Genomic DNA, 19,419 nt, shown 5'->3' on the forward strand with positions numbered 1-19,419 from the left:
CGTCACGTGAGTAACGAAGACATCACGCTGACCGCGGGCGACGCGGAAGTGAGCGTGCGGCCCGGCAACGGCGGCCGCATCGGTGGGCTCCGGATCGGCGGCGTCGAGCTGCTGCGCCAGGGCGAGCGCTACGGCTGCTTCCCGATGGCACCCTGGTGCGGCCGGATCCGTGAGGGCCGCTTCCTGGACGGCGCCACCGTCCGCCGGATGCCCCTCAACTCCCCGCCGCACGCGATCCACGGCACCGCGCGCGACGGCGCCTGGCGCACCGCCCGGGTGTCGGCGGACGAGGCCGTGCTCACGTACGACCTGACCGACCCCTGGCCGCACCGCGGCCGGGTCACCCAGGTGGTCGCGCTGACCGGGGACAGCCTGACCCTGACCATGTCCGTGGAGGCGTACGACGACTCCTTCCCGGCGCAGATCGGCTGGCACCCCTGGTTCAACCGCAGCCTCGGCGGCGCGGACGCGCGGCTCGACTTCAAGCCCGCCTGGCAGGAGGAGCGGGGCGCCGACCACCTGCCCACCGGCAACCGCGTCGACCCCGGGGCCGGTCCCTGGGACGACTGCTTCGGCATGCCCGGCGGCGTCGACGTCACCCTCACCTGGCCCGGGCAGCTCGAACTGAAGGTGGCCAGCCGCGAGGAGTGGGTGGTCGTCTACGACGAGCAGGCCGAGGCCGTCTGCGTCGAGCCGCAGACCGGCCCGCCCAACGGCCTGAACACCCTCCCGCGCCTGGTCACCCCGCTGGAGCCGCTGGAGGCGACGACCACCTGGACCTGGCGGCGCCTCTAAGCTGGGCGGCATGACGGACGACGTACGCGGCGCGCTGCTGCAGCAGATCAAGGACAAGGCCGTGGTGCACGGCAAGGTGACCCTCTCCTCGGGTCTCGAGGCCGACTACTACGTCGACCTGCGCCGCATCACCCTCGACGGCGAGGCCGCCCCGCTGGTCGGGCAGGTGCTCCTGGACCTGACCGCGGACCTCCGGTTCGACGCGGTGGGCGGTCTCACGATGGGCGCCGACCCCGTCGCGGCCGCGATGCTGCACGCGGCCGCCGCGCGCGGCAGGCGGCTCGACGCGTTCGTCGTCCGCAAGGCGGCCAAGGCGCACGGCCTGCAGCGGCGCGTGGAGGGACCGGAGATCGCGGGCCGGCGTGTGCTCGTGGTGGAGGACACCTCCACCACCGGCGGCTCGCCGCTCGCCGCCGTGGAGGCGGTCCGCGAGGCGGGTGCCGAGGTCGTCGCGGTCGCGACCATCGTCGACCGGGCCACCGGCGCGGCGGAGAAGATCGAGGCCGGCGCGGGCGTTCCGTACCGTTTCGCCTTCTCGAAGGATGAACTGGGTCTGGACTGACGGCCGGAATTGACCTGGACTTGCCCGTGGCTTGACCGGAGCGCCTGGCACCGGTTCATGTCTGGAAAGATGGGGACGACGATGACGTCACACCCAAGGTCTAGGTCAGGGCCGTAGTACGCAGAACCCCAACCCGCACACTCCAAGGAGCGGACCATGCCCATCGCAACCCCCGAGGTCTACAACGAGATGCTCGACCGGGCGAAGGCAGGCAAGTTCGCCTACCCGGCCATCAACGTCACCTCGAGCCAGACCCTGAACGCCGCCCTGCGCGGTTTCGCGGAGGCGGAGAGCGACGGCATCGTCCAGATCTCCACGGGTGGCGCCGAGTTCCTGGGCGGCCAGTACAGCAAGGACATGGTGACCGGCGCCGTCGCGCTCGCCGAGTACGCGCACATCCTCGCCGAGAAGTACCCGGTCAACATCGCGCTGCACACCGACCACTGCCCGAAGGACAAGCTCGACGGGTACGTGCGCCCGCTGCTGGCGCTCTCCCGCAAGCGCGTCGAGGCGGGCCTCAACCCGCTGTTCCAGTCGCACATGTGGGACGGTTCCGCCGAGACCCTCGCCGACAACCTGGAGATCGCGCAGGAGCTGCTGGAGCAGGCCCGCGCCGCGAAGATCATCCTCGAGGTCGAGATCACCCCGACCGGTGGCGAGGAGGACGGCGTCACCCACGAGATCAACGACTCCCTCTACACCACGGTCGAGGACGCGATCCGCACCGCCGAGGCCCTGGGCCTGGGCGAGAAGGGCCGCTACCTGCTGGCCGCCTCCTTCGGCAACGTGCACGGCGTCTACAAGCCGGGCAACGTCGTGCTCCGCCCCGAGCTGCTGAAGGAGCTGGCCGACGGCGTGTCCGCCAGGTTCGGCAAGGACGCCCCGTTCGACTTCGTCTTCCACGGCGGCTCCGGCTCCACGGAGCAGGAGATCCTCACCGCGCTGGAGAACGGCGTCGTGAAGATGAACATCGACACGGACACCCAGTACGCCTTCACCCGGCCGGTCGCCGACCACATGTTCAGGAACTACGACGGCGTCCTGAAGGTCGACGGCGAGGTCGGCAACAAGAAGACCTACGACCCGCGTACCTGGGGCAAGCTCGCGGAGGCCAGCATGGCCGCGCGCGTGGTCGAGGCCACGCAGAACCTGCGCTCGGCGGGCAACAAGATCAAGTAAGTCGCGTACGGCCACGTCGCGTACGGCGGCCCGGGCGGGCCCGGTGCCTAGGCACCGGGCCCGCTGTATACCTGGAACATGCCCGATGTCCGGCTGGGCTCGTCCCAGGGCAAGTGGATCCTGCTCACCACGGTGCTCGGCTCCAGCATGGCGATGCTGGACTCCACCGTGGTCAACGTGGCGCTGCCGACCATCGGCCGCGACCTCGACGCCGGCCTCGCCGCCCTGCAGTGGACGGTCAACGCGTACATGGTCACGCTGGCCGGCCTGATCCTGCTCGGCGGCTCCCTGGGGGACCGCTACGGCCGGCGGCGGGTCTTCGTGCTGGGTGTGGTCTGGTTCGCGGCCGCCTCCCTGCTCTGCGGCCTCGCCCCCGACCCGGTGGTGCTGATCGCCGCCCGCGCCCTGCAGGGTATCGGCGGCGCCCTGCTCACCCCCGGCTCCCTCGCCCTCATTCAGGCCTCCTTCCACCCCGACGACCGCAGCCGGGCGGTCGGTCTGTGGTCCGGCTTCGGCGGGGTCGGCGCGGCCGTCGGCCCGTTCCTGGGCGGCTGGCTGGTGGACGGCCCCGGCTGGCGCTGGGTGTTCCTGCTCAACGTGCCGATCGCCCTGCTGTGCGCGCCGATCGCCGTGCGGCACGTACCGGAGTCCGCCGCCGGCCCCGGCAAGGGCCGCTTCGACGTCCTCGGCGCCGGCCTCGGGGCCCTCGCCCTGGCCCTGCTGACGTACGCCCTGATCGAGGCGGGCGGCGGCGGGTGGGGGGCGGCGGTCAGCGCGGTCCTCGGCCTGGCCGCGGCGGCGGCCTTCGTGTACGCCGAGAAGCACCGCGCGGACCCGATGCTCCCGCCCTCCATCTTCGCCTCGCGCCGGTTCACGGCCGTCAACCTGGTCACGCTGTGCGTGTACGCGGCCTTCGGCGGCTTCTTCTTCCTGACCGCGCTCCAGCTCCAGGTGGTGTCGGGCTACTCGCCCCTCCAGGCGGGCACGGCCCTGCTGCCGACCACGGTCCTGATGCTGCTGTTCTCGGCCCGCTCGGGCGCCCTGGCCGACCGCACCGGTCCGCGGCTGCCGCTCACCGTGGGACCCCTGCTGTGCGCGGCGGCGATGCTGCTGATGCTGCGGGTGGGGGTGGACGCGGACTACCCGACCGACGTCCTGCCCGCGCTGCTCGTGATGGGCGCCGGCATGGTCATCCTGGTCGCCCCGCTGACCGCCACCGTGCTCGCCTCCGTCGACACCGCCCGGGCGGGCCTGGCCAGCGGCATCAACAACGCGGCGGCCCGGGCGGCGGGACTGGTCGCGGTGGCCGCGCTGCCGCTGCTGACGGGTATGGGGCCGGAGGCGTACCGGTCCCCGGTGGCCTTCGACGCCGCGTTCTCCCGGGCGATGCCGATCTGCGCGGGGGTGCTGGTGCTGGGGGCGGTGCTGGCCTTCACTCTGATCCGGCGCCCGCCCGCCGGCTGCCGCCACCCGGAGTGCAGGACCTTCTGCGGTGTCGCGGCTCCGCCGCTGGAGGCCGAGCGCCGGACGTAGCCGCGGGCACGGGGATCCCCGGTCGTGCTTCGCCCGCGGGGCTTGGGGGAGGGGTTGGTCGCGCGCTTCCCCGCGCCCCTTTCAGGCACCGGGGCCGCCCAGCCGCGGGCAGGGCGCCGCTCGGGGCGGCGCGGGTGGGCGCGGCGGCACCCCGCGAGCGCGGGCGAGCGGAACGCCCCTCCGCCCGAGCACCGGCGCCGGGCACCTCGGAGGCGCGGGGCCCCGACGCACCGGCGCCCGGCACCTCGGAGGCGCGGGCCCCCGACGCACCGGCGCCGGGCACCGGTGAGCGCAGGACACCCGGCACGACTCCGCCGCGGCCGGGCACGTGCGCCAGACTGGAGCCATGACGATTCATGAAAACCTCCTCGGCGGCCCGCCCCCCACCCACCTCCCCGACGACCCGGAGCCCCGCGAACTCCTCGCGGGCGGCACCGCCCCCGCGGACGTCGCCGCCAAGTACCCCACCTCCTCCCTCGCCTGGGCCCAGCTCGCCGACGAGGCGTTCGAGCGGGGCGCGGTCGTGGAGTCGTACGCCTACGCCCGGACCGGCTACCACCGCGGTCTGGACGCCCTGCGCCGCAACGGCTGGAAGGGCCACGGCCCGGTGCCGTGGGAGCACGAGCCCAACCGCGGCTTCCTGCGCGCCCTGCACGGCCTCGCCCGCGCCGCCCAGGCGATCGGCGAGCAGGAGGAGTACGAGCGCTGCGCCCAGTTCCTGAAGGACTCCTCGCCCACGGCGGCCCAGACCCTCGGCTGACCGGCCCGACCGGCCGGACAGCACCCGCGGAGTCACCTGTGTGGCCCGTCTGGCAGCAGGCGGGCCTTGCCGTGACCGGAGTGATTGCGGAGGATGCGGGTGGGGACCGGGGCCCCCGTGCCGGCATCGGCAGGGGCGGACCGCCACCCGGAGCAACAACAGGAGACAGCGATGTCGCAACAGGCTCGCCCCCCTCACGAGGCCGCTGAGCCCGAGACCCCGCATCTCGACTTCGCGGGTACGACGCCCTACGAGGACTACGTCCGGGCGGACGTGCTCACCCACCTCCAGCACACCCTCTCCGACGACCCCGGAGAGATGGTGTTCCTGGTGACGACCCAGGTCATGGAGCTGTGGTTCACCGTCGTCGTGCACGAGTGGGAGACCGCCGCGGCGGCCCTGCGCCAGGACGACGTGCCGACCGCGATCGCCGCGCTGAAGCGCTCCGTACGCGAACTGGAGGCGCTGAACGCCTCCTGGAGGCCGCTCGGCCAGCTCACCCCGGCGCAGTTCAACTCGTACCGTGCCGCCCTTGGCGAGGGCTCCGGATTCCAGTCGGCGATGTACCGCCGACTGGAGTTCCTGCTCGGGGAGAAGTCCGCGTCGATGCTGGTCCCGCACCGCGGCGCCCCCCGCGCGCACGCGGAACTCGAGAAGGCCCTGCACGAACCGAGCCTGTACGACGAGGCCCTGCGCCTCCTCGCCCGGCGCGGCCACGCGATCCCCGCCTCGGTGCTGAACCGGGACGTCTCCCGGCGCTACGAGCACTCGGACGCCGTCGAGTCCGCCTGGGCCGCGGTCTACTCCGGCGACCAGGACGGCGAACTCGTCCGTCTCGGCGAGGCCCTGTCGGACGTCGCCGAACTGGTCTGGCGCTGGCGCAACGACCACCTGGTCGCCACCCGCCGCGCGATGGGGGCGAAGGCCGGCACGGGCGGCTCCGCGGGCGTGGCCTGGCTGGAGAAGCGCGCCCGCAAGAACGTGTTCCCCGAGCTGTGGACGGCGAGGTCCCATGTCTGAGCGTCCCGAACTCGCCCTGCGCGCGAAGGAACTGGACGCGGCCGACGAACTGGCCCCGCTGCGTGGGCGCTTCGTGCTGGACGACGTGGTCTATCTCGACGGCAACTCCCTCGGCGCCCTGCCCGTGAACGTCCCGGACCGGGTCGCGGACGTGGTCCGCAGGCAGTGGGGCGAGCGGCGCATCCGCTCCTGGGAGGAAGGCGGCTGGTGGACGGCCCCGGAGCGGATCGGGGAGCGGATCGCCCCGCTCGTCGGCGCGGCTCCGGGCCAGATCGTGGTGGGCGACTCCACCAGCGTCAACGTCTTCAAGGCGGTCGTGGCGGCGGTCCGAATGGCGGACGCCGGCCGCGACGAACTCCTCGTCGACGCGACCACGTTCCCCACGGACGGCTACATCGCCGAGTCGGCGGCCCGGATGACCGGCCGCACCGTGCGCGCGGTGACCCCGGCGGAGCTGCCCGCCGCGCTGAGCGACCGCACCGCCGCGGTCCTGCTCAACCACGTCGACTACCGCACCGGCCGGCTGCACGACCTGCCCGGCCTGACCGCCGCGGTCCACGCGTCGGGCGCCCTCGCCGTCTGGGACCTGTGCCACAGCGCGGGCGCGCTGCCGGTGGGCCTGGACGAACACGGGGTCGACCTGGCGGTCGGCTGCACCTACAAGTACCTGAACGGCGGCCCCGGTTCGCCCGCGTACCTGTACGTGCGCCGGGAGCTCCAGCACCGCTTCGACTCACCCCTGCCCGGCTGGACCTCACACGCCGAACCCTTCGCCATGAGCGCGTCCTTCGCTCCGGCGCCGGGCGCCACGCGCGGCCGGGTCGGCACTCCGGACATCCTCTCCATGCTGGCCCTGGAGGCCGCCCTCGAGGTGTGGGACGGGGTTCGGGTCGACGCGGTCCGCGCCAAGTCCCTGGCGCTGACGGACTTCTTCCTGGAGTGCGTCACCGCGTACACCGAGGCCGGGAGGGTCGAGTGCGTGACCCCCGGGCCGCACGCGGAGCGGGGCAGCCAGATCGCCCTGCGCTGCCCCGACGCGGGCGAGGTGATGGAGCGGCTGATCGAGCGGGGCGTGGTGGGCGACTTCCGCCACCCCGACGTCCTCCGCTTCGGTTTCACCCCGCTGTACGTGGGCTTCGCGGACGCGGAACGCGCGGCGCGGGTACTGGGAGAACTGCTGGCCCGGACCGGGTGACAGCGTGACACCGCGGGGTGCCGCCGATCCGCGGCGGCACCCCGCCGGCCGGCCCCGGTCCCGGTCATCCTGCCTGACATCCCCGTGTCCGCCCACGTCACCCGCCTGATACCGTCCCGGCCAACGGCCGCCGATGCGTACCGACCCGTACCCGCCGGGCCCGCCGATCCCATTCCGCCGCTGAGAGGTTGGAGCATGCCGGACGACGCCGCAGCAGCCCGCGCCGCCGCCGAAGAGGAGTCGGCCTTCTCGCACCCCGAGGTCGACCCCGACGCGACCGCCGCGTACGGCGACCATCCCGACCAGGTGATCGACTTCTACGCCCCGCGGACCGGCACCTCCGGCGCACCCCTGGTCGTCGTCCTGCACGGCGGAGCCTGGCGCGCCCGCTACGACCGCCGCCACGTCACCCCGTTCGCGGACCACCTGGCCCGCGCCGGCTTCGCCGTGGCCAACGTCGAGTACCGGCGCGGCGGTGAGCCCCTGATCCCGGCGCAGAGCCAGGGCGCCGGACCCGCCACCGAGGCCGCGACCCCGCCGGCCGGCCGCTGGCCCGACACCTTCGACGACGTCGCCGCCGCCCTGGACGCCCTGCCGGGCCTGGTCCGCGAGGCGCTCCCGCGGGCCGACCCGCGCCGCACCGTCCTGACCGGGCACTCGGCGGGCGGCCATCTCGCCCTGTGGGCCGCGGCCCGTCATGTCCTGCCCGCCGGCGCCCCCTGGCGCACCGAGGGCCCCGCCCCGCTGCGCGGCGTGGTGGCCCTCGCCCCGATCGCCGACTTCGACGTGGCGGAGAAGCTGGACGTCTGCGGCAACGCCTCCCTGCAACTCCTCGGCGGCCACGACCACTTCGCCGAGCGCCGGCCCTGCGCCGACCCCGTGCTGCTCCTGCCGAACGGCATCGCCACGACGCTGGTCCAGGGCCGTACCGACCTGGTGGTGCCGCAGCCGGTGGCCGAGTCGTACGTGGACGCCGCCGAGAAGGCGGGTGAGCTGGTGGGCCTGACCCTGCTGCCGGACGTCGGGCACTTCCCGCTGATCGACCCGGCGACGGACGCCTGCGCGGTGGTGGTCGAGGAGATCGCCCAACTGGCCTGGTGAACGGCCCCGGTCATACCCGTAGTACCTGAGGACTACCCCGCGGGACAGCTCCCCGGCGGGACGCCGGTGACGCCTGCCCGCTCCTAACTTCCCTTCTGGACAAGCCCGATGGCCGGGCTCTGCGAAGGGAAGCCACCATGGGGCACGCACTGCCGCCCGCCACCGGTTCGCACCCGCCGTCGCCCCGCGGGGCCCGGCGGCGGCCGGGGAGGTTCCGGATCCTGTGCCAGGCGCTGCTCACCGCGGCCACGGTCGCCGCCCTGACCGCCGCCGGGCACTGCGCGATCCCCGCCCCGCCCCCCGCCGCCCAGGCCCCGCCCACCGCCGCCACCCTGCGGTCGGTCTACGCGGCGAACCGCGCCAACGCCGCCGAGGCCGCCGCCATGGCCGCGGCCCACGGCGACGAGCGCCGGGCCGCCGCCGACCGCGCCCTCGCCACCCGCGACCTCCTCGCCTTCGACGGCCGGGGCCCCGGCCGGGTCACCGAGGTCCTCGGCGAGCTGCGCCGGGCCGACCGGATCGCCGTCCTGGTACCCGGCTCCGACACCTCGATCGACACCTACGCCCGCTTCCACCGGGCGGCGGCGGCCCTGTACGACGACCTCACGCACCGCGCCCCCGCCGGCACCCGTGTCGCCGTGGTCGCCTGGCTCGGCTACCGGACCCCCGGCACCGTCAGCACGACGGTGACCACGACGGCCAGGGCCGACGAAGCGGCGCCCCGGCTCCGCGCCCTCACCGGGCGGTTGCGCGCGCTCGCCCCCGCCCGCGCCCGCGTCGCCCTGCTCTGCCACTCCTACGGCTCCGTCGTCTGCGGCCGGGCCGCGCACGGCCTGGACGTCGCGGACATCGTCCTCGTCGGCAGCCCCGGCACCGGCGCCGGCACCGTCGCCGCGCTGCACACCCCCGCCCGGGTGTGGGCGGCGCGCGGCAGCGGCGACTGGGTCGGCCACGTACCGCACATACGCGCCGGTCTGCTGTTCACCACGGTCGGCTTCGGCACCGACCCGGTCTCCCGGGCCTTCGGCGCGCGGGTCTTCGACGCCGCGGGCGCAGGCCACAGCGGCTACTTCACGCCGGGCTCGGCCGCCCTCGCCGGCCTGGCCCGGATCACCCTCGGCGAGACCCCGGAGGTGCCCCGTGCCTGAGCGGACTCCCGGTCCCCGCCGCCCGGCTCCCGCCCGCCCCGCCCCGGCACGGCGCCGCCGCACGGCGCGCCTGCCGCACGCGATGCGCCGGGCCGTCCTCCGCGTGGACGCCGCCACCCCCGCCTCCCGGGACCGCGCCGTCGACGCACTGCGCGCCCTCGCGATCTGCGGTGTCGTCCTCGGCCACTGGCTGGTCACCGCCCTCGTCCCGCAGGACGGCGCGCTGCACTCGGCGAGCCCGTTGCAGCGGCTGCCGTGGCTGGCCCCCGTCTCCTGGGTCTTCCAGACCCTCGCGGTGTTCTTCCTGGTCGGCGGCCATGTGGCGACGCGCTCACTCGCCTCGGCGCAGGCCCGGGGACGGTCGTACGGGGCGTGGCTGGGCCGGCGTCTGACCCGTCTGCTCCGGCCGCTGCTCGCGCTCCTCACCCTGTGGACGGCGGCGGCCGCCGCCCTGCTGCTGTCCGGCACCCCCTTCGGCACGCTGCACACGCTCGTCAAGCTGGCCCTGTCCCCGCTGTGGTTCCTGCTGGTGTTCGCCGCCCTCACGGCGGCCACCCCGCTGCTGGTCCGGCTCAGCCCGCTCTGGCCGCTGGCGGTCGTGCTGCACGTGGACCTCCTCCGCTTCGGCCTGCACGTCGGCCCCCGGCTGGGCTGGGTGAACGTGGCGGCCGGCTGGCTGGTGCCGTACACCCTGGGCGCCGCCTGGACCCGTGGCGAGCTGGAGACCCGCCGCGCGGCCTGGACGCTGCTCCTGGGCGGTGCGGCGGCCACGGCCCTGCTGGTGACGTGCGCGGGCTACCCCGCGTCCATGGTCGGGGTGCCGGGCGCCGCCGTCTCCAACCTCAACCCGCCGACACTGGCGGCCGTGACCTTCGGTCTGGCCCAGTGCGGGCTGGCCCTGCTGCTGCGCGACCGGCTGCGCCGGGCGATGCGCCGCCCGCTCGCCTGGGCGGCCGTGGCCCTGGCCAACCTGTCCGCGATGACCGTCTTCCTGTGGCACCAGACGGCCCTGATGACCACCACGGCCGCCGTCTTCGCGACCGGCCGGCTTCCCGGCCTGCACACCCACCCGGACGGTCTGCGCTGGGTGGCGGCCCGGCTCCTCTGGCTCCCGGTGTTCACCGCCGTACTCGCCCTGTACTGGGCGGTGTTCCGCTCCTGCGAGCGGGGCACCCGCCCCCGCCGTACCGCGGGCGGCGGCGCGTCCGGACGGTCCCCGGTGGTCCGTGTGCACCGCGTCACGGACCGGGACACCGCGGACGCCGGCCACCGGGTCCGGCGTCCCCCGGGCGGGCCCCAGGGCCTTCCGCCGGACCCCCGTCCGCCCCACGACGCCCGGCCGGCACCCTCGCCGCACCGGGCGAAACCCCGGGTACGGCGGGTATGAGGACGTCCGCCCGGCACGCGCGCGGTCCCCGCCCGGAAGGACCCACGGCACGCACCGGACGCCGCGCCGCCCGCCCGCCGCGGCTCCCGGCGCCGAGACCGGCGACCGGCGCCGGGAGCCGCTCCGCGGTCCCCGGCGGGCGCACGACACCGGCCACGGCACCTCGCCGCGTCGCCGGACCGCCCGAACACGCCCGGCGCGAGGACGCCCCGCCGCCTCGCGGCGCACCGCGTCCGGCGCCGTGCGCTGATCCACCGGGGAGCACGGGAGAGACCGTAGGGTGGAGCGCGTGACGGGGACGGGGGGCCGCCCGGCACCGGTGCCGCGCGCGGGCCGGTGGTGGCGGATGCGGATGCGGATGCTGCACGACGACCTGTGGGACTTCGGGCTGGATCCGCTGCCCGCCTCCGTGTGGCTGCGCTGGCTGCCGCACGGCCTGCTGTGCCTGGCCGCGTTCGGCGTCACCCTCGGCGGCACGGCCCAGCTCGGGGACAACGGGCACCTGCAGCCCGGATCGGCCTTCCTGGTCGCCCTCGCGCAGGGCGGTGCGATCGTGCTCGGGCTGTGGCGGCCCGTGGCCGGCTGGTGGCTGTCGACGGCCGGGGCCGTGGTGGGCGCCGTCGCGGTGCACGGCAGGCTGGCGATGGTCCCCGACACGTCGTTCACCTGGCCCTGGACCGCGGCCGGGCTCATCGCCCACCTGCTCGTCCTGCTGCTGCTCGCGCTGCGCGTGCGCACCCGGGTCTCGGCCGAGGCGCTGGCCCTGACCGCGCTGGTCACCTGGCTCCTGCAGGGCGTGTGGGGCGGCGCGGGCTACCAGCCCACCGGTGTCCTCGCCGTCGTCCTGTCCACGGTCGTCGTGGTGCTCGGAGCCGCCCTGCGCGGCCGCCGGGTGGCGCGCGCCGAACTCGTCGAGCAGACCACCCTCACCGCCGAGGAGCGGGCCCGCCGCACCCTGCTGGAGGAGCGCAGCCGCATCGCGCGGGAACTGCACGACGTGGTCGCGCACCACATGTCGGTCATCTCCATCCAGGCGCAGGTGGCCCCGCATCTCGTCGCGGACCCCTCGCCGGAACTGGTGGAGAACCTCGCGGGCATCCGGCAGAACGCGCTGGAGGCCCTCACCGAGCTGCGCCGGGTGCTCGGCGTGCTGCGCTCGGAGAACCCCGAGGACCCCTACGGCCTGGGCGACCCCGGCACCGGTGCGGCACCGGACGCCCCCCAGCCCACGCTCGACCGGCTCGGCGCGCTGATCGAGAACACCCGGACGGCCGGCCTGGACGTGACCGCCGAGGTCGGCGGCGTGGCGCGGCCCTGCGCGCCGGGGGTGGAGCTGTCGGCGTACCGGATCGTGCAGGAGGCGCTGAGCAACGCCCTGCGGCACGCGCCGGGTTCGAAGGTGCGCGTCGAGGTGGCGCACGGTCCGGACGGACTGCGGCTGGCGGTGACCAACTCCCGCCCGCACCGACCCGTACCGCCCTCACCGGGCGCCGGGCACGGGTTGCTCGGCATGCGGGAGCGCGCGGCGATGCTCGGCGGCCACGTCACCGCCGCCGCGGCCGCGGACGGCGGCTTCGCGGTCGCGGCCTTCCTCCCCCGGGAGGGCACCCCGCCCGCCTCCCGGACCGACGCGCTCGATCCACCCGACCCGCCCCATCCGTCCACGACAGGAGACCAGACGCCATGACGAGCGGCGCCGGCACCATCCGCGTACTCATCGCCGACGACCAGCAGATGGTCCGGCAGGGCTTCACCGTGCTGCTCGACACCCAGCCCGGCATCCAGGTGGTCGGTCAGGCCGTGCACGGCCTGGACGCGATCGCCAAGGTCGGCGAACTGGCGCCGGACGTGGTGCTGATGGACATCCGGATGCCCGAACTGGGCGGCATCGAGGCGACCCGCCGCATCACCGCCGACCACCCGGACATCAGGGTGCTGGTGCTGACCACGTTCGACCTGGACGAGTACGTCTACCAGGCGCTGCGCGCGGGGGCCTCCGGGTTCCTGCTGAAGGACGCCTCGGCCGACCAGCTCGCCGAGGCGGTCCGGGTGGTGGCCGCCGGGGACGCGCTGCTCGCCCCGGGCGTCACCCGCCGGCTGATCGACCAGTTCTCCCGGCTGGACGGCGCGCCCCGGCCCCCGCTCATGCGGCGGGTCGGCGACCTGACCGAGCGGGAGACGGAGGTGCTGACGCTGATAGCGCAGGGCCTGTCGAACGCGGAGATCGCCGGGCGGCTGGTGGTGGCCGAGCAGACGGTGAAGACGCACGTGGGCCGGATCCTGGTGAAGCTGGGCCTGCGCGACCGTACCCAGGCGGCCGTCTTCGCCTACGAGTCGGGCCTGGTGCGGCCGTCCGGACAGGGACGCCCGGGGCGGCCGTAGTACTTGAGGAGGACCGCCGAGGACCCGTCTGCGAGGTGACGACCGGGGCGCCGGGGCGGCCTACCGTTGCCCACGTGACCGAGACGACGCACACGCAGACGACCCCGGCGGGCGGAGCCGGGCGGCAGCGCAGCCCCGAGTGGCGGCTCACCGCGGACGCCCTGGACGGCCTGCGGCAGGACCTGTTCGACGACGCCTTCGCCTACCGTCCGCTGCCCCGGACCCGGGCCGTCGGCCGCTCCGGGCGCTCGACCCGCTACACGGGCTGGACACCGCACGCCGTCGTCGTCGGCCTCGGCGCGCTGGCGATGCTGTTCGGGCTGGTCGGCACGAGCGGCTCCGGCCTGCCGTCGCTGCTGTGCGCGCTGCTGGCGCTCGGCCCGGTGCTGCTGACCCTGGTGCGTCCGGTGGGGGCGTTCTGGGCCTCGCTCGCCGCGACCACGGTCGCCTCCGTCGTCGGCGGGGCGACCGGCATGGAGTGGCCGTGGGGGCCGGGCAGCTTCCTCTCGCACCTGGCGGTGCTCACGGTGGTGGCGATACGCACCCGCCCGCGCACGGCGGCCTGGATGTGGGTGCTCACCGCGGTCTACGGCCTCGTGGCCGACACCCTCCTCGGCCGGGAGCGCTACGACACGGACGTGGCCCCGATGCTGCTCGTGTCGGCGCTGGCCCTGCTGGCCGTGACCGTCCGGCACATCCGCCGGCAGGCCCAGCGCGAGGTGACCGCGCAGCGGACGGTGACCGCGGCGGAGCGCTCCCGGCGCACCCTGCTGGAGGAGCGCACGACCATCGCCCGTGAGCTGCACGACGTGGTCGCGCACCACATGTCGGTGGTCGCCATCCAGGCCGAGGCAGCGCCGTACCGGGTGGAGAACCCGCCGGAGGAGCTGGAGAAGGCGTTCGCCACCATCCGGGAGAACGCGGTGGCGGCCCTGACCGAGCTGCGCCGGGTCCTCGGAGTGGTCCGCGCGGAGGACCACGAGGCGCCGGACGCCCCGCAGCCGACCCTCGCGGACCTGGACCGGCTGCTGGCCAATGTGCGGGAGGCCGGTCTCGACGTGGAGAAGGCGGTGACCGGCGCGGTGCGCGAACTGCCGCAGGGCGTGGAGCTGTCGGCGTACCGGATCGTGCAGGAGGCGCTGAGCAACGCCCTGCGGCACGCGCCGGGCGCGGGCGCCCGGGTGGAGATCGGGTACGTGCTCGGCGGCCTGGGCCTGCGCGTGGTCAACGGCCCGCCGCCCGCTCCCGGCCCGGCCGGCGCGCCGGAGCGAGTGCTTCGCCCGCACCCCTCCGGCGGGGCCGGGCACGGCATCACCGGCATGCGGGAGCGTGTCACCATGCTGAACGGCGAGATGACGGCGGGCCCGGCGGCCGACGGGGGCTACGAGGTGGCGGTGTTCCTGCCGGTGCCCGCGGACATCGCGGACGCGGGTGGGGCATGACGATCCGCGTACTGGTCGCGGACGACCAGATGATGGTGCGCGAGGGCTTCTCGGTCCTGCTGAACGCGATGCCGGGCATCGAGGTCGTCGGCGAGGCCGTCAACGGCCGGGAGGCGGTCCGGCGGGTGCGTGAACTCGCCCCGGACGTCGTGCTGATGGACATCCGCATGCCCGAGCTGAACGGCATCGAGGCCACCCGGGAGATCGTCGCCGCCGACGGGGCGGCGAAGGTGCTGGTGCTGACCACGTTCGACCTGGACGAGTACGTGTACCAGGCGCTGCGCGCGGGGGCCTCGGGGTTCCTGCTGAAGGACGCCTCGGCCCGCCAACTGGCGGACGGTGTGCGCGTGGTGGCCTCCGGCGAAGCCCTGCTCGCCCCCTCGGTGACCCGGCGGCTGATCACCGAGTTCTCCCGGCTCGCGGACACCCCCCGCCTGATGCCGTCGGCGCAGGCGGCGTACGGGGAGCTGACGGAGCGGGAGACGGAGGTGCTGGTCCTGATCGCGCAGGGCCTGTCGAACGCGGAGATCGCCGGGCGGCTGGTGGTGGCCGAGTCGACGATCAAGACGCATGTGAGCCGCGTCCTGGTGAAGCTGGGCCTGCGGGACCGCACCCAGGCCGCGGTGTTCGCGTACGAGGCGAGGCTGGTCACACCGGGCTGAGCCGGGCTAGCGTCCCTCCATGTCAACTGCCGCGGACCTCGCTTTCGACCCCTGGGACCCCGGGTTCGTCGCCGACCCGTACCCGGTCTACGCCGAGCTGCGGGCGCGCGGCCGGGTGATCCGGTACGAGCCGACCGACCAGTGGCTCGTCCCGCACCACGCGGACGTCTCGGCGCTGCTGCGCGACCGCCGCCTGGGCCGCGCCTACCAGCACCGCTTCACCCACGAGGAGTTCGGCCGGACCGCGCCCCCGCCGGAGCACGAGCCGTTCCACGTCCTCAACGACCACGGCATGCTCGACCTGGAACCGCCGGACCACACCCGGATCCGGCGCCTGGTGTCCAGGGCGTTCACCCCGCGCACGGTGGAGCGCCTGCGGCCGTACGTCCACGGCCTGGCGAACGAGCTGGTGGCGAGGCTGGTCGAGGCGGGCGGCGGCGATCTGCTGACGGACGTCGCGGAACCGCTGCCGGTGGCGGTGATCGCCGAGATGCTGGGCGTTCCGGAGGCGGACCGCGCCCTGCTGCGGCCCTGGTCGGCGGCCATCTGCGGGATGTACGAGCTGAACCCGTCCGCGGAGACGGCGGCGAGCGCGGTCCGGGCCTCGGTGGAGTTCTCCGCGTACCTCGCGGAACTGATCGCGGCCCGTCGCGAGCGGCCCGGCGAGGACCTGATCTCGGCCCTGATCGCCGTGCACGACGAGGGCGACCGGCTGACCGAACAGGAGATGATCTCCACGGTGGTGCTGCTGCTCAACGCCGGCCACGAGGCGACGGTCAACGCCACGGTGAACGGCTGGTGGGCCCTGTTCCGCAACCCCGGCCAACTGGCGGCCCTGCGCGCCGACCACTCCCTGATCCCGTCCGCGATCGAGGAGCTGATGCGCTACGACACCCCCCTCCAGCTCTTCGAGCGCTGGGTGCTGGACGACATCGAGATCGCCGGGACGACCATTCCCAGGGGCGCGGAGATCGCCATGCTCTTCGGCTCCGCCAACCACGACACGGCCGTCTTCACCGACCCCGCCCGCCTCGACCTGACCCGCCGGGACAACCCGCACATCTCCTTCAGCGCGGGCATCCACTACTGCATCGGCGCCCCGCTGGCCCGCATCGAGCTGGCCGCCTCGATGAAGGCCCTGCTGGAACGGGCACCCTCCCTCACCCTGGCTGAAGAGCCGCGACGCAAGCCGAACTTCGTGATCCGGGGGCTGGAGGGGCTGAGCGTGGCGGCGAGGTGATCATCCGTTCGGACGATCACCGAGTGATCCCGGCCGGTGGCCATCCCCCCCGTCACGCTGGGGCCCGCCTGCGCAGGGAGGCACCATGACGGTCATGGCGGAGCGCGCGTCATCGCAGTGGTCGCTCGACATGTTCGAGCGGATCGCCGAGTCCGCCGCTCGTGAGGACGAGACCGTGGGTCTCGCAGCGGGCAGGGCGATGGGCCCGACCCCGACGGCGTGCTGATGGCGGTCGAGATCACTTCATTCGACTCGGACACCCACCCTCCCCGGCCCCGTCGGCATCGAACTCGGCACCGGGGAACCGAAGCGGTACCCCGACCGAGGTGCTCAGCCCGCCAGGTCCCGCCGCCGCAGAGCCGCCAGGCCCGCCGCGGTCAGCGCCGCCGCCAGGCCGGTGAGGGTGAGGACCGGCGTCCACCGCATCGCCCCGCCCGGCAGCTTCGGCAGGTGGCCGAAGGGGGAGAGGTCCAGGACGAGCCGCGGTGCGTCGAGGGCCGGCCCGACCCAGCCGATCAGCAGCACCGCCACCGCGACTCCCCAGGCGGCGGGTGCGAGCCGGGGGGTCAGGCCGTACAGCAGCACCGCCACCGCGCCGACCACCCACACCGCCGGGAGCTGCACCAGGCAGGCGCCGAGGACCGGCAGGACCTCCTCGCCCCGGCCGACGGCGAAGCCCAGGCCCGCCAGGGTCATGATCAGGGCTGAGCCGCCGAAGGCGATCGTCAGATGGCTCGCGGCCCAGCGCAGCCGCCCCACCGCGCAGGCCAGTACCGGTTCCGCCCGGCCCGAGGTCTCCTCGCCGTGCAGGCGCAGCACCGAAGCCACCACGTACAGGGCCGCGATCAGGCCGAGCATTCCGGTCGTCGACGCCAGGAACGCGTCGGTGAGGCCGCTTCGGCCGCCCATCCGCTCGACGATCCGCCGGGCGCTGTCGTTGTCGCGCACCAGGTCGGCCGCGCCGTCGGTGAGACCGCCGTAGACGACTCCGGCCAGGAAGAACCCGATCGACCAGCCGAGCACACCGCCCCGCTGCAGCCGCCGGGCCAGCGCGCCCGCCGTGCCGAGGCGGCCGGCGGCCGGGCCCGGCCGGGTCGGCAGGAAGCCCATGCCGGTGTCCCGGCGCCCGGCGAGCGCGTACGCCACCACCGCCTGGGCGGCGGCCGCCGCGGCGAACAGCGCGAGCACCCACCAGCGTTCGTCCGCGAAGGGCCGCAGGTTCTCCAGCCAGCCCAGCGGCGACAGCCAGGTCAGCGGCGAGGAGCCCGCACCGGTGCCGGGAGCCAGGGAGGCGCCCCCGTCCGCCGCCGAGTCGCCCGCCGCGCGCAGTACGAACGCCGCTGCGAGCACGGCCGCCGTCAGGCCGCGGGCGAGGCGGGCGCTCTCCGTGAGCTGGGCGACGATCGCCGCCGTCGTGGCGAAGACCATGCCGACGCCCGCCAGGCCGAGTCCGAAGGCCAGGGCGCCGCCGGCGCCCAGCCCGGCCAGGCCCGCCGTGACCAGCAGGGCCAGGGCCGCGTCGGCCACCGCCGCCGCCAGCAGCGCGGCCGTCAGGGAGGCCCGGCGGCCCACCGCGCCGGACGCCACCAGTTCCTGCCGGCCGCTCTCCTCCTCGTCCCGGGTGTGCCGTACGACGACCAGCAGGCTCGTCGCGGCCGCGAGCGCGGCGGCGTACACCCCCACCCGCCAGACGGTCAGCGCGCCGACGGAGGTGCCGAAGACCGGGCCGATCAGCGCCCGGAACGAGGCGTTGCCCTCCACCTGGTGGACCAGGCCGACGCGTTCGGCGGTGGTGCCGTACAGACCGCGCAGGGTGCCCGGCATGGACAGGACCATGAGGGCGTTCACCGCGACCCAGACCGGGGTCGTCACCCGGTCCCGGCGCAGCGCCAGGCGCAACAGGATTCCCGTGCCGGCCAGTTGACGGGAACGGCCGGAGGCCGGCCCCGCGAGCGTGGTCATCGCGGCACCTCGTTCCGCCCGGCGGATCCGCCGGGCCCGGCGGATCCGCCCGGTCCGTCCGGTCCGTTCTGGTAGTGGCGCAGGAAGAGCTCCTCCAGCGTGGGCGGCTTCGAGGTCAGCGACCGCACGCCCGACTCGCCGAGCCGGCGCAGCACCCCGTCCAGCTTGTCGGTGTCGACCTGGAGCCGCACCCGCCGGCCCCGGACGTCCAGGTCGTGGACGCCGGGGAGGTCCGCCAGCCCGTTCGGCGGGCCGGCGAGTTCTGCGCTGACGCCGGTGCGGGTGAGGTGGCGCAGGTCGGCCAGCGAGCCGCTCTCCACGGTGCGGCCGCCCCGGATGATGCTCACCCGGTCGCACAGCTCCTCCACCTCGCCGAGGATGTGCGAGGAGAGCAGGACGGTCCGGCCCCGGTCCCGCTCCTCCCGCACGCACCGCTGGAAGACCTCCTCCATCAGCGGGTCCAGGCCGGAGGTCGGCTCGTCCAGGACGAGCAGGTCCACGTCCGAGGCGAACGCCGCGACCAGGGCGACCTTCTGCCGGTTGCCCTTGGAATAGGTGCGGCCCTTCTTCGTGGGGTCCAGCTCGAACCGCTCGGTCAGTTCCGCGCGCCGCCGCGGGTCCAGGCCCCCGCGCAGCCGGCCGTAGAGGTCGATGACCTCGCCGCCGGACAGGTTGCGCCACAGGGTCACGTCGCCGGGGACGTAGGCGATCCGCCGGTGCACCTCCACCGCGTCCGCCCACGGGTCGCGGCCCAGCACCCGCGCGGTGCCCGCGTCGGCGCGCAGCAGGCCCAGCAGGACACGGATGGTGGTGGACTTCCCCGAGCCGTTCGGGCCGAGGAAGCCGTGGACCTCGCCGGCCGCGACGTCCAGGTCGAGGCCGGCCAGCGCGTGCGTACGGCCGAAGGACTTGTGCAGTCCGCAGACCGTGATGGCCTTCGTCATGGTGGGCAACGTACGCTTCTTTCACAAACTTGTGAAGTTAAGGAACCGTATAAACTACGAACGGATGCGGTGACGGTGTGCCGCGGTGGTGCCGATCAGGGGAGATG

General features: G+C 74.8%; 18 protein-coding genes. 16 read left to right on the forward strand and 2 right to left on the reverse strand.

Going from position 1 to position 19,419, the window contains the following annotated elements; translation table 11 throughout:
* The first annotated feature begins 6 nt into the window (after window positions 1–6).
* The 16 genes from MXD57_RS09800 (at window position 7) to MXD57_RS09875 (ending at window position 16,632) form a co-directional block, all read left to right on the forward strand.
* Window positions 7–795 carry an aldose epimerase family protein gene (locus MXD57_RS09800; protein ID WP_250400936.1) on the forward strand — a complete coding sequence of 263 codons (789 nt, stop codon included), beginning with the start codon at window positions 7–9 and terminating at the stop codon, window positions 793–795.
* A 10-nt stretch (window positions 796–805) separates the two neighbouring features.
* On the forward strand, window positions 806–1,357 hold the full coding sequence (pyrE, locus tag MXD57_RS09805) for an orotate phosphoribosyltransferase (protein WP_250400937.1): 552 nt from the start codon (window positions 806–808) through the stop codon (window positions 1,355–1,357).
* A gap of 156 nt (window positions 1,358–1,513) precedes the next feature.
* On the forward strand, window positions 1,514–2,536 hold the full coding sequence (gene fbaA, locus MXD57_RS09810) for a class II fructose-bisphosphate aldolase (protein ID WP_250400938.1): 1,023 nt from the start codon (window positions 1,514–1,516) through the stop codon (window positions 2,534–2,536).
* A 78-nt stretch (window positions 2,537–2,614) separates the two neighbouring features.
* On the forward strand, window positions 2,615–4,069 hold the full coding sequence (locus MXD57_RS09815; protein WP_250400939.1) for an MFS transporter: 1,455 nt from the start codon (window positions 2,615–2,617) through the stop codon (window positions 4,067–4,069).
* A 346-nt stretch (window positions 4,070–4,415) separates the two neighbouring features.
* A complete protein-coding gene (locus MXD57_RS09820; protein WP_250400940.1) occupies window positions 4,416–4,829 on the forward strand; it encodes a DUF3151 domain-containing protein in 414 nt (137 codons plus the stop codon).
* 171 nt (window positions 4,830–5,000) lie between these two features.
* On the forward strand, window positions 5,001–5,849 hold the full coding sequence (locus MXD57_RS09825; protein ID WP_250400941.1) for a tryptophan 2,3-dioxygenase family protein: 849 nt from the start codon (window positions 5,001–5,003) through the stop codon (window positions 5,847–5,849).
* On the forward strand, window positions 5,842–7,044 hold the full coding sequence (kynU, locus tag MXD57_RS09830; RefSeq protein WP_250400942.1) for a kynureninase: 1,203 nt from the start codon (window positions 5,842–5,844) through the stop codon (window positions 7,042–7,044). The genes MXD57_RS09825 and kynU overlap by 8 nt, the downstream gene beginning before the upstream one ends.
* Window positions 7,045–7,239: 195 nt before the next feature.
* Window positions 7,240–8,145, forward strand: coding sequence for an alpha/beta hydrolase (locus MXD57_RS09835; RefSeq protein WP_250400943.1), 906 nt, complete (start codon window positions 7,240–7,242; stop codon window positions 8,143–8,145).
* Window positions 8,146–8,282: 137 nt separating this feature from the next.
* Complete coding sequence (locus MXD57_RS09840) at window positions 8,283–9,293, forward strand: alpha/beta hydrolase (protein ID WP_250400944.1); 1,011 nt, start codon at window positions 8,283–8,285, stop codon at window positions 9,291–9,293.
* A gap of 82 nt (window positions 9,294–9,375) precedes the next feature.
* Window positions 9,376–10,680, forward strand: coding sequence for an acyltransferase family protein (locus MXD57_RS09845; protein WP_250400968.1), 1,305 nt, complete (start codon window positions 9,376–9,378; stop codon window positions 10,678–10,680).
* A gap of 346 nt (window positions 10,681–11,026) precedes the next feature.
* Window positions 11,027–12,367, forward strand: a complete 1,341-nt coding sequence (locus tag MXD57_RS09850; protein ID WP_250400969.1) for a sensor histidine kinase — start codon at window positions 11,027–11,029, stop codon at window positions 12,365–12,367.
* Window positions 12,364–13,062: a response regulator gene (locus MXD57_RS09855; RefSeq protein WP_250400945.1), complete on the forward strand. Its 699-nt coding sequence runs from the start codon at window positions 12,364–12,366 to the stop codon at window positions 13,060–13,062. The genes MXD57_RS09850 and MXD57_RS09855 overlap by 4 nt, the downstream gene beginning before the upstream one ends.
* A gap of 74 nt (window positions 13,063–13,136) precedes the next feature.
* A complete protein-coding gene (locus MXD57_RS09860) occupies window positions 13,137–14,504 on the forward strand; it encodes a histidine kinase (RefSeq protein ID WP_250400946.1) in 1,368 nt (455 codons plus the stop codon).
* Window positions 14,501–15,166 carry a response regulator gene (locus MXD57_RS09865; RefSeq protein WP_250400947.1) on the forward strand — a complete coding sequence of 222 codons (666 nt, stop codon included), beginning with the start codon at window positions 14,501–14,503 and terminating at the stop codon, window positions 15,164–15,166. The genes MXD57_RS09860 and MXD57_RS09865 overlap by 4 nt, the downstream gene beginning before the upstream one ends.
* A 19-nt stretch (window positions 15,167–15,185) precedes the next feature.
* On the forward strand, window positions 15,186–16,406 hold the full coding sequence (locus tag MXD57_RS09870) for a cytochrome P450 (protein WP_250400948.1): 1,221 nt from the start codon (window positions 15,186–15,188) through the stop codon (window positions 16,404–16,406).
* An 85-nt stretch (window positions 16,407–16,491) separates the two neighbouring features.
* Window positions 16,492–16,632: a hypothetical protein gene (locus MXD57_RS09875; protein ID WP_250400949.1), complete on the forward strand. Its 141-nt coding sequence runs from the start codon at window positions 16,492–16,494 to the stop codon at window positions 16,630–16,632.
* A 104-nt stretch (window positions 16,633–16,736) separates the two neighbouring features.
* On the opposite strand, the gene MXD57_RS09880 is transcribed toward MXD57_RS09875, so the two are convergent.
* Window positions 16,737–18,368, reverse strand: coding sequence for an ABC transporter permease (locus MXD57_RS09880; RefSeq protein ID WP_250400950.1), 1,632 nt, complete (start codon window positions 18,366–18,368; stop codon window positions 16,737–16,739).
* Window positions 18,365–19,312 carry an ABC transporter ATP-binding protein gene (locus MXD57_RS09885; protein ID WP_250400951.1) on the reverse strand — a complete coding sequence of 316 codons (948 nt, stop codon included), beginning with the start codon at window positions 19,310–19,312 and terminating at the stop codon, window positions 18,365–18,367. Before MXD57_RS09885 ends, MXD57_RS09880 begins: the two co-directional genes overlap by 4 nt.
* Window positions 19,313–19,419: the final 107 nt, after the last annotated feature.

It is taken from the genome of Streptomyces cellostaticus (assembly GCF_023630175.1).
GTDB classification, from domain to species: Bacteria; Actinomycetota; Actinomycetes; order Streptomycetales; family Streptomycetaceae; genus Streptomyces; species Streptomyces cellostaticus_A.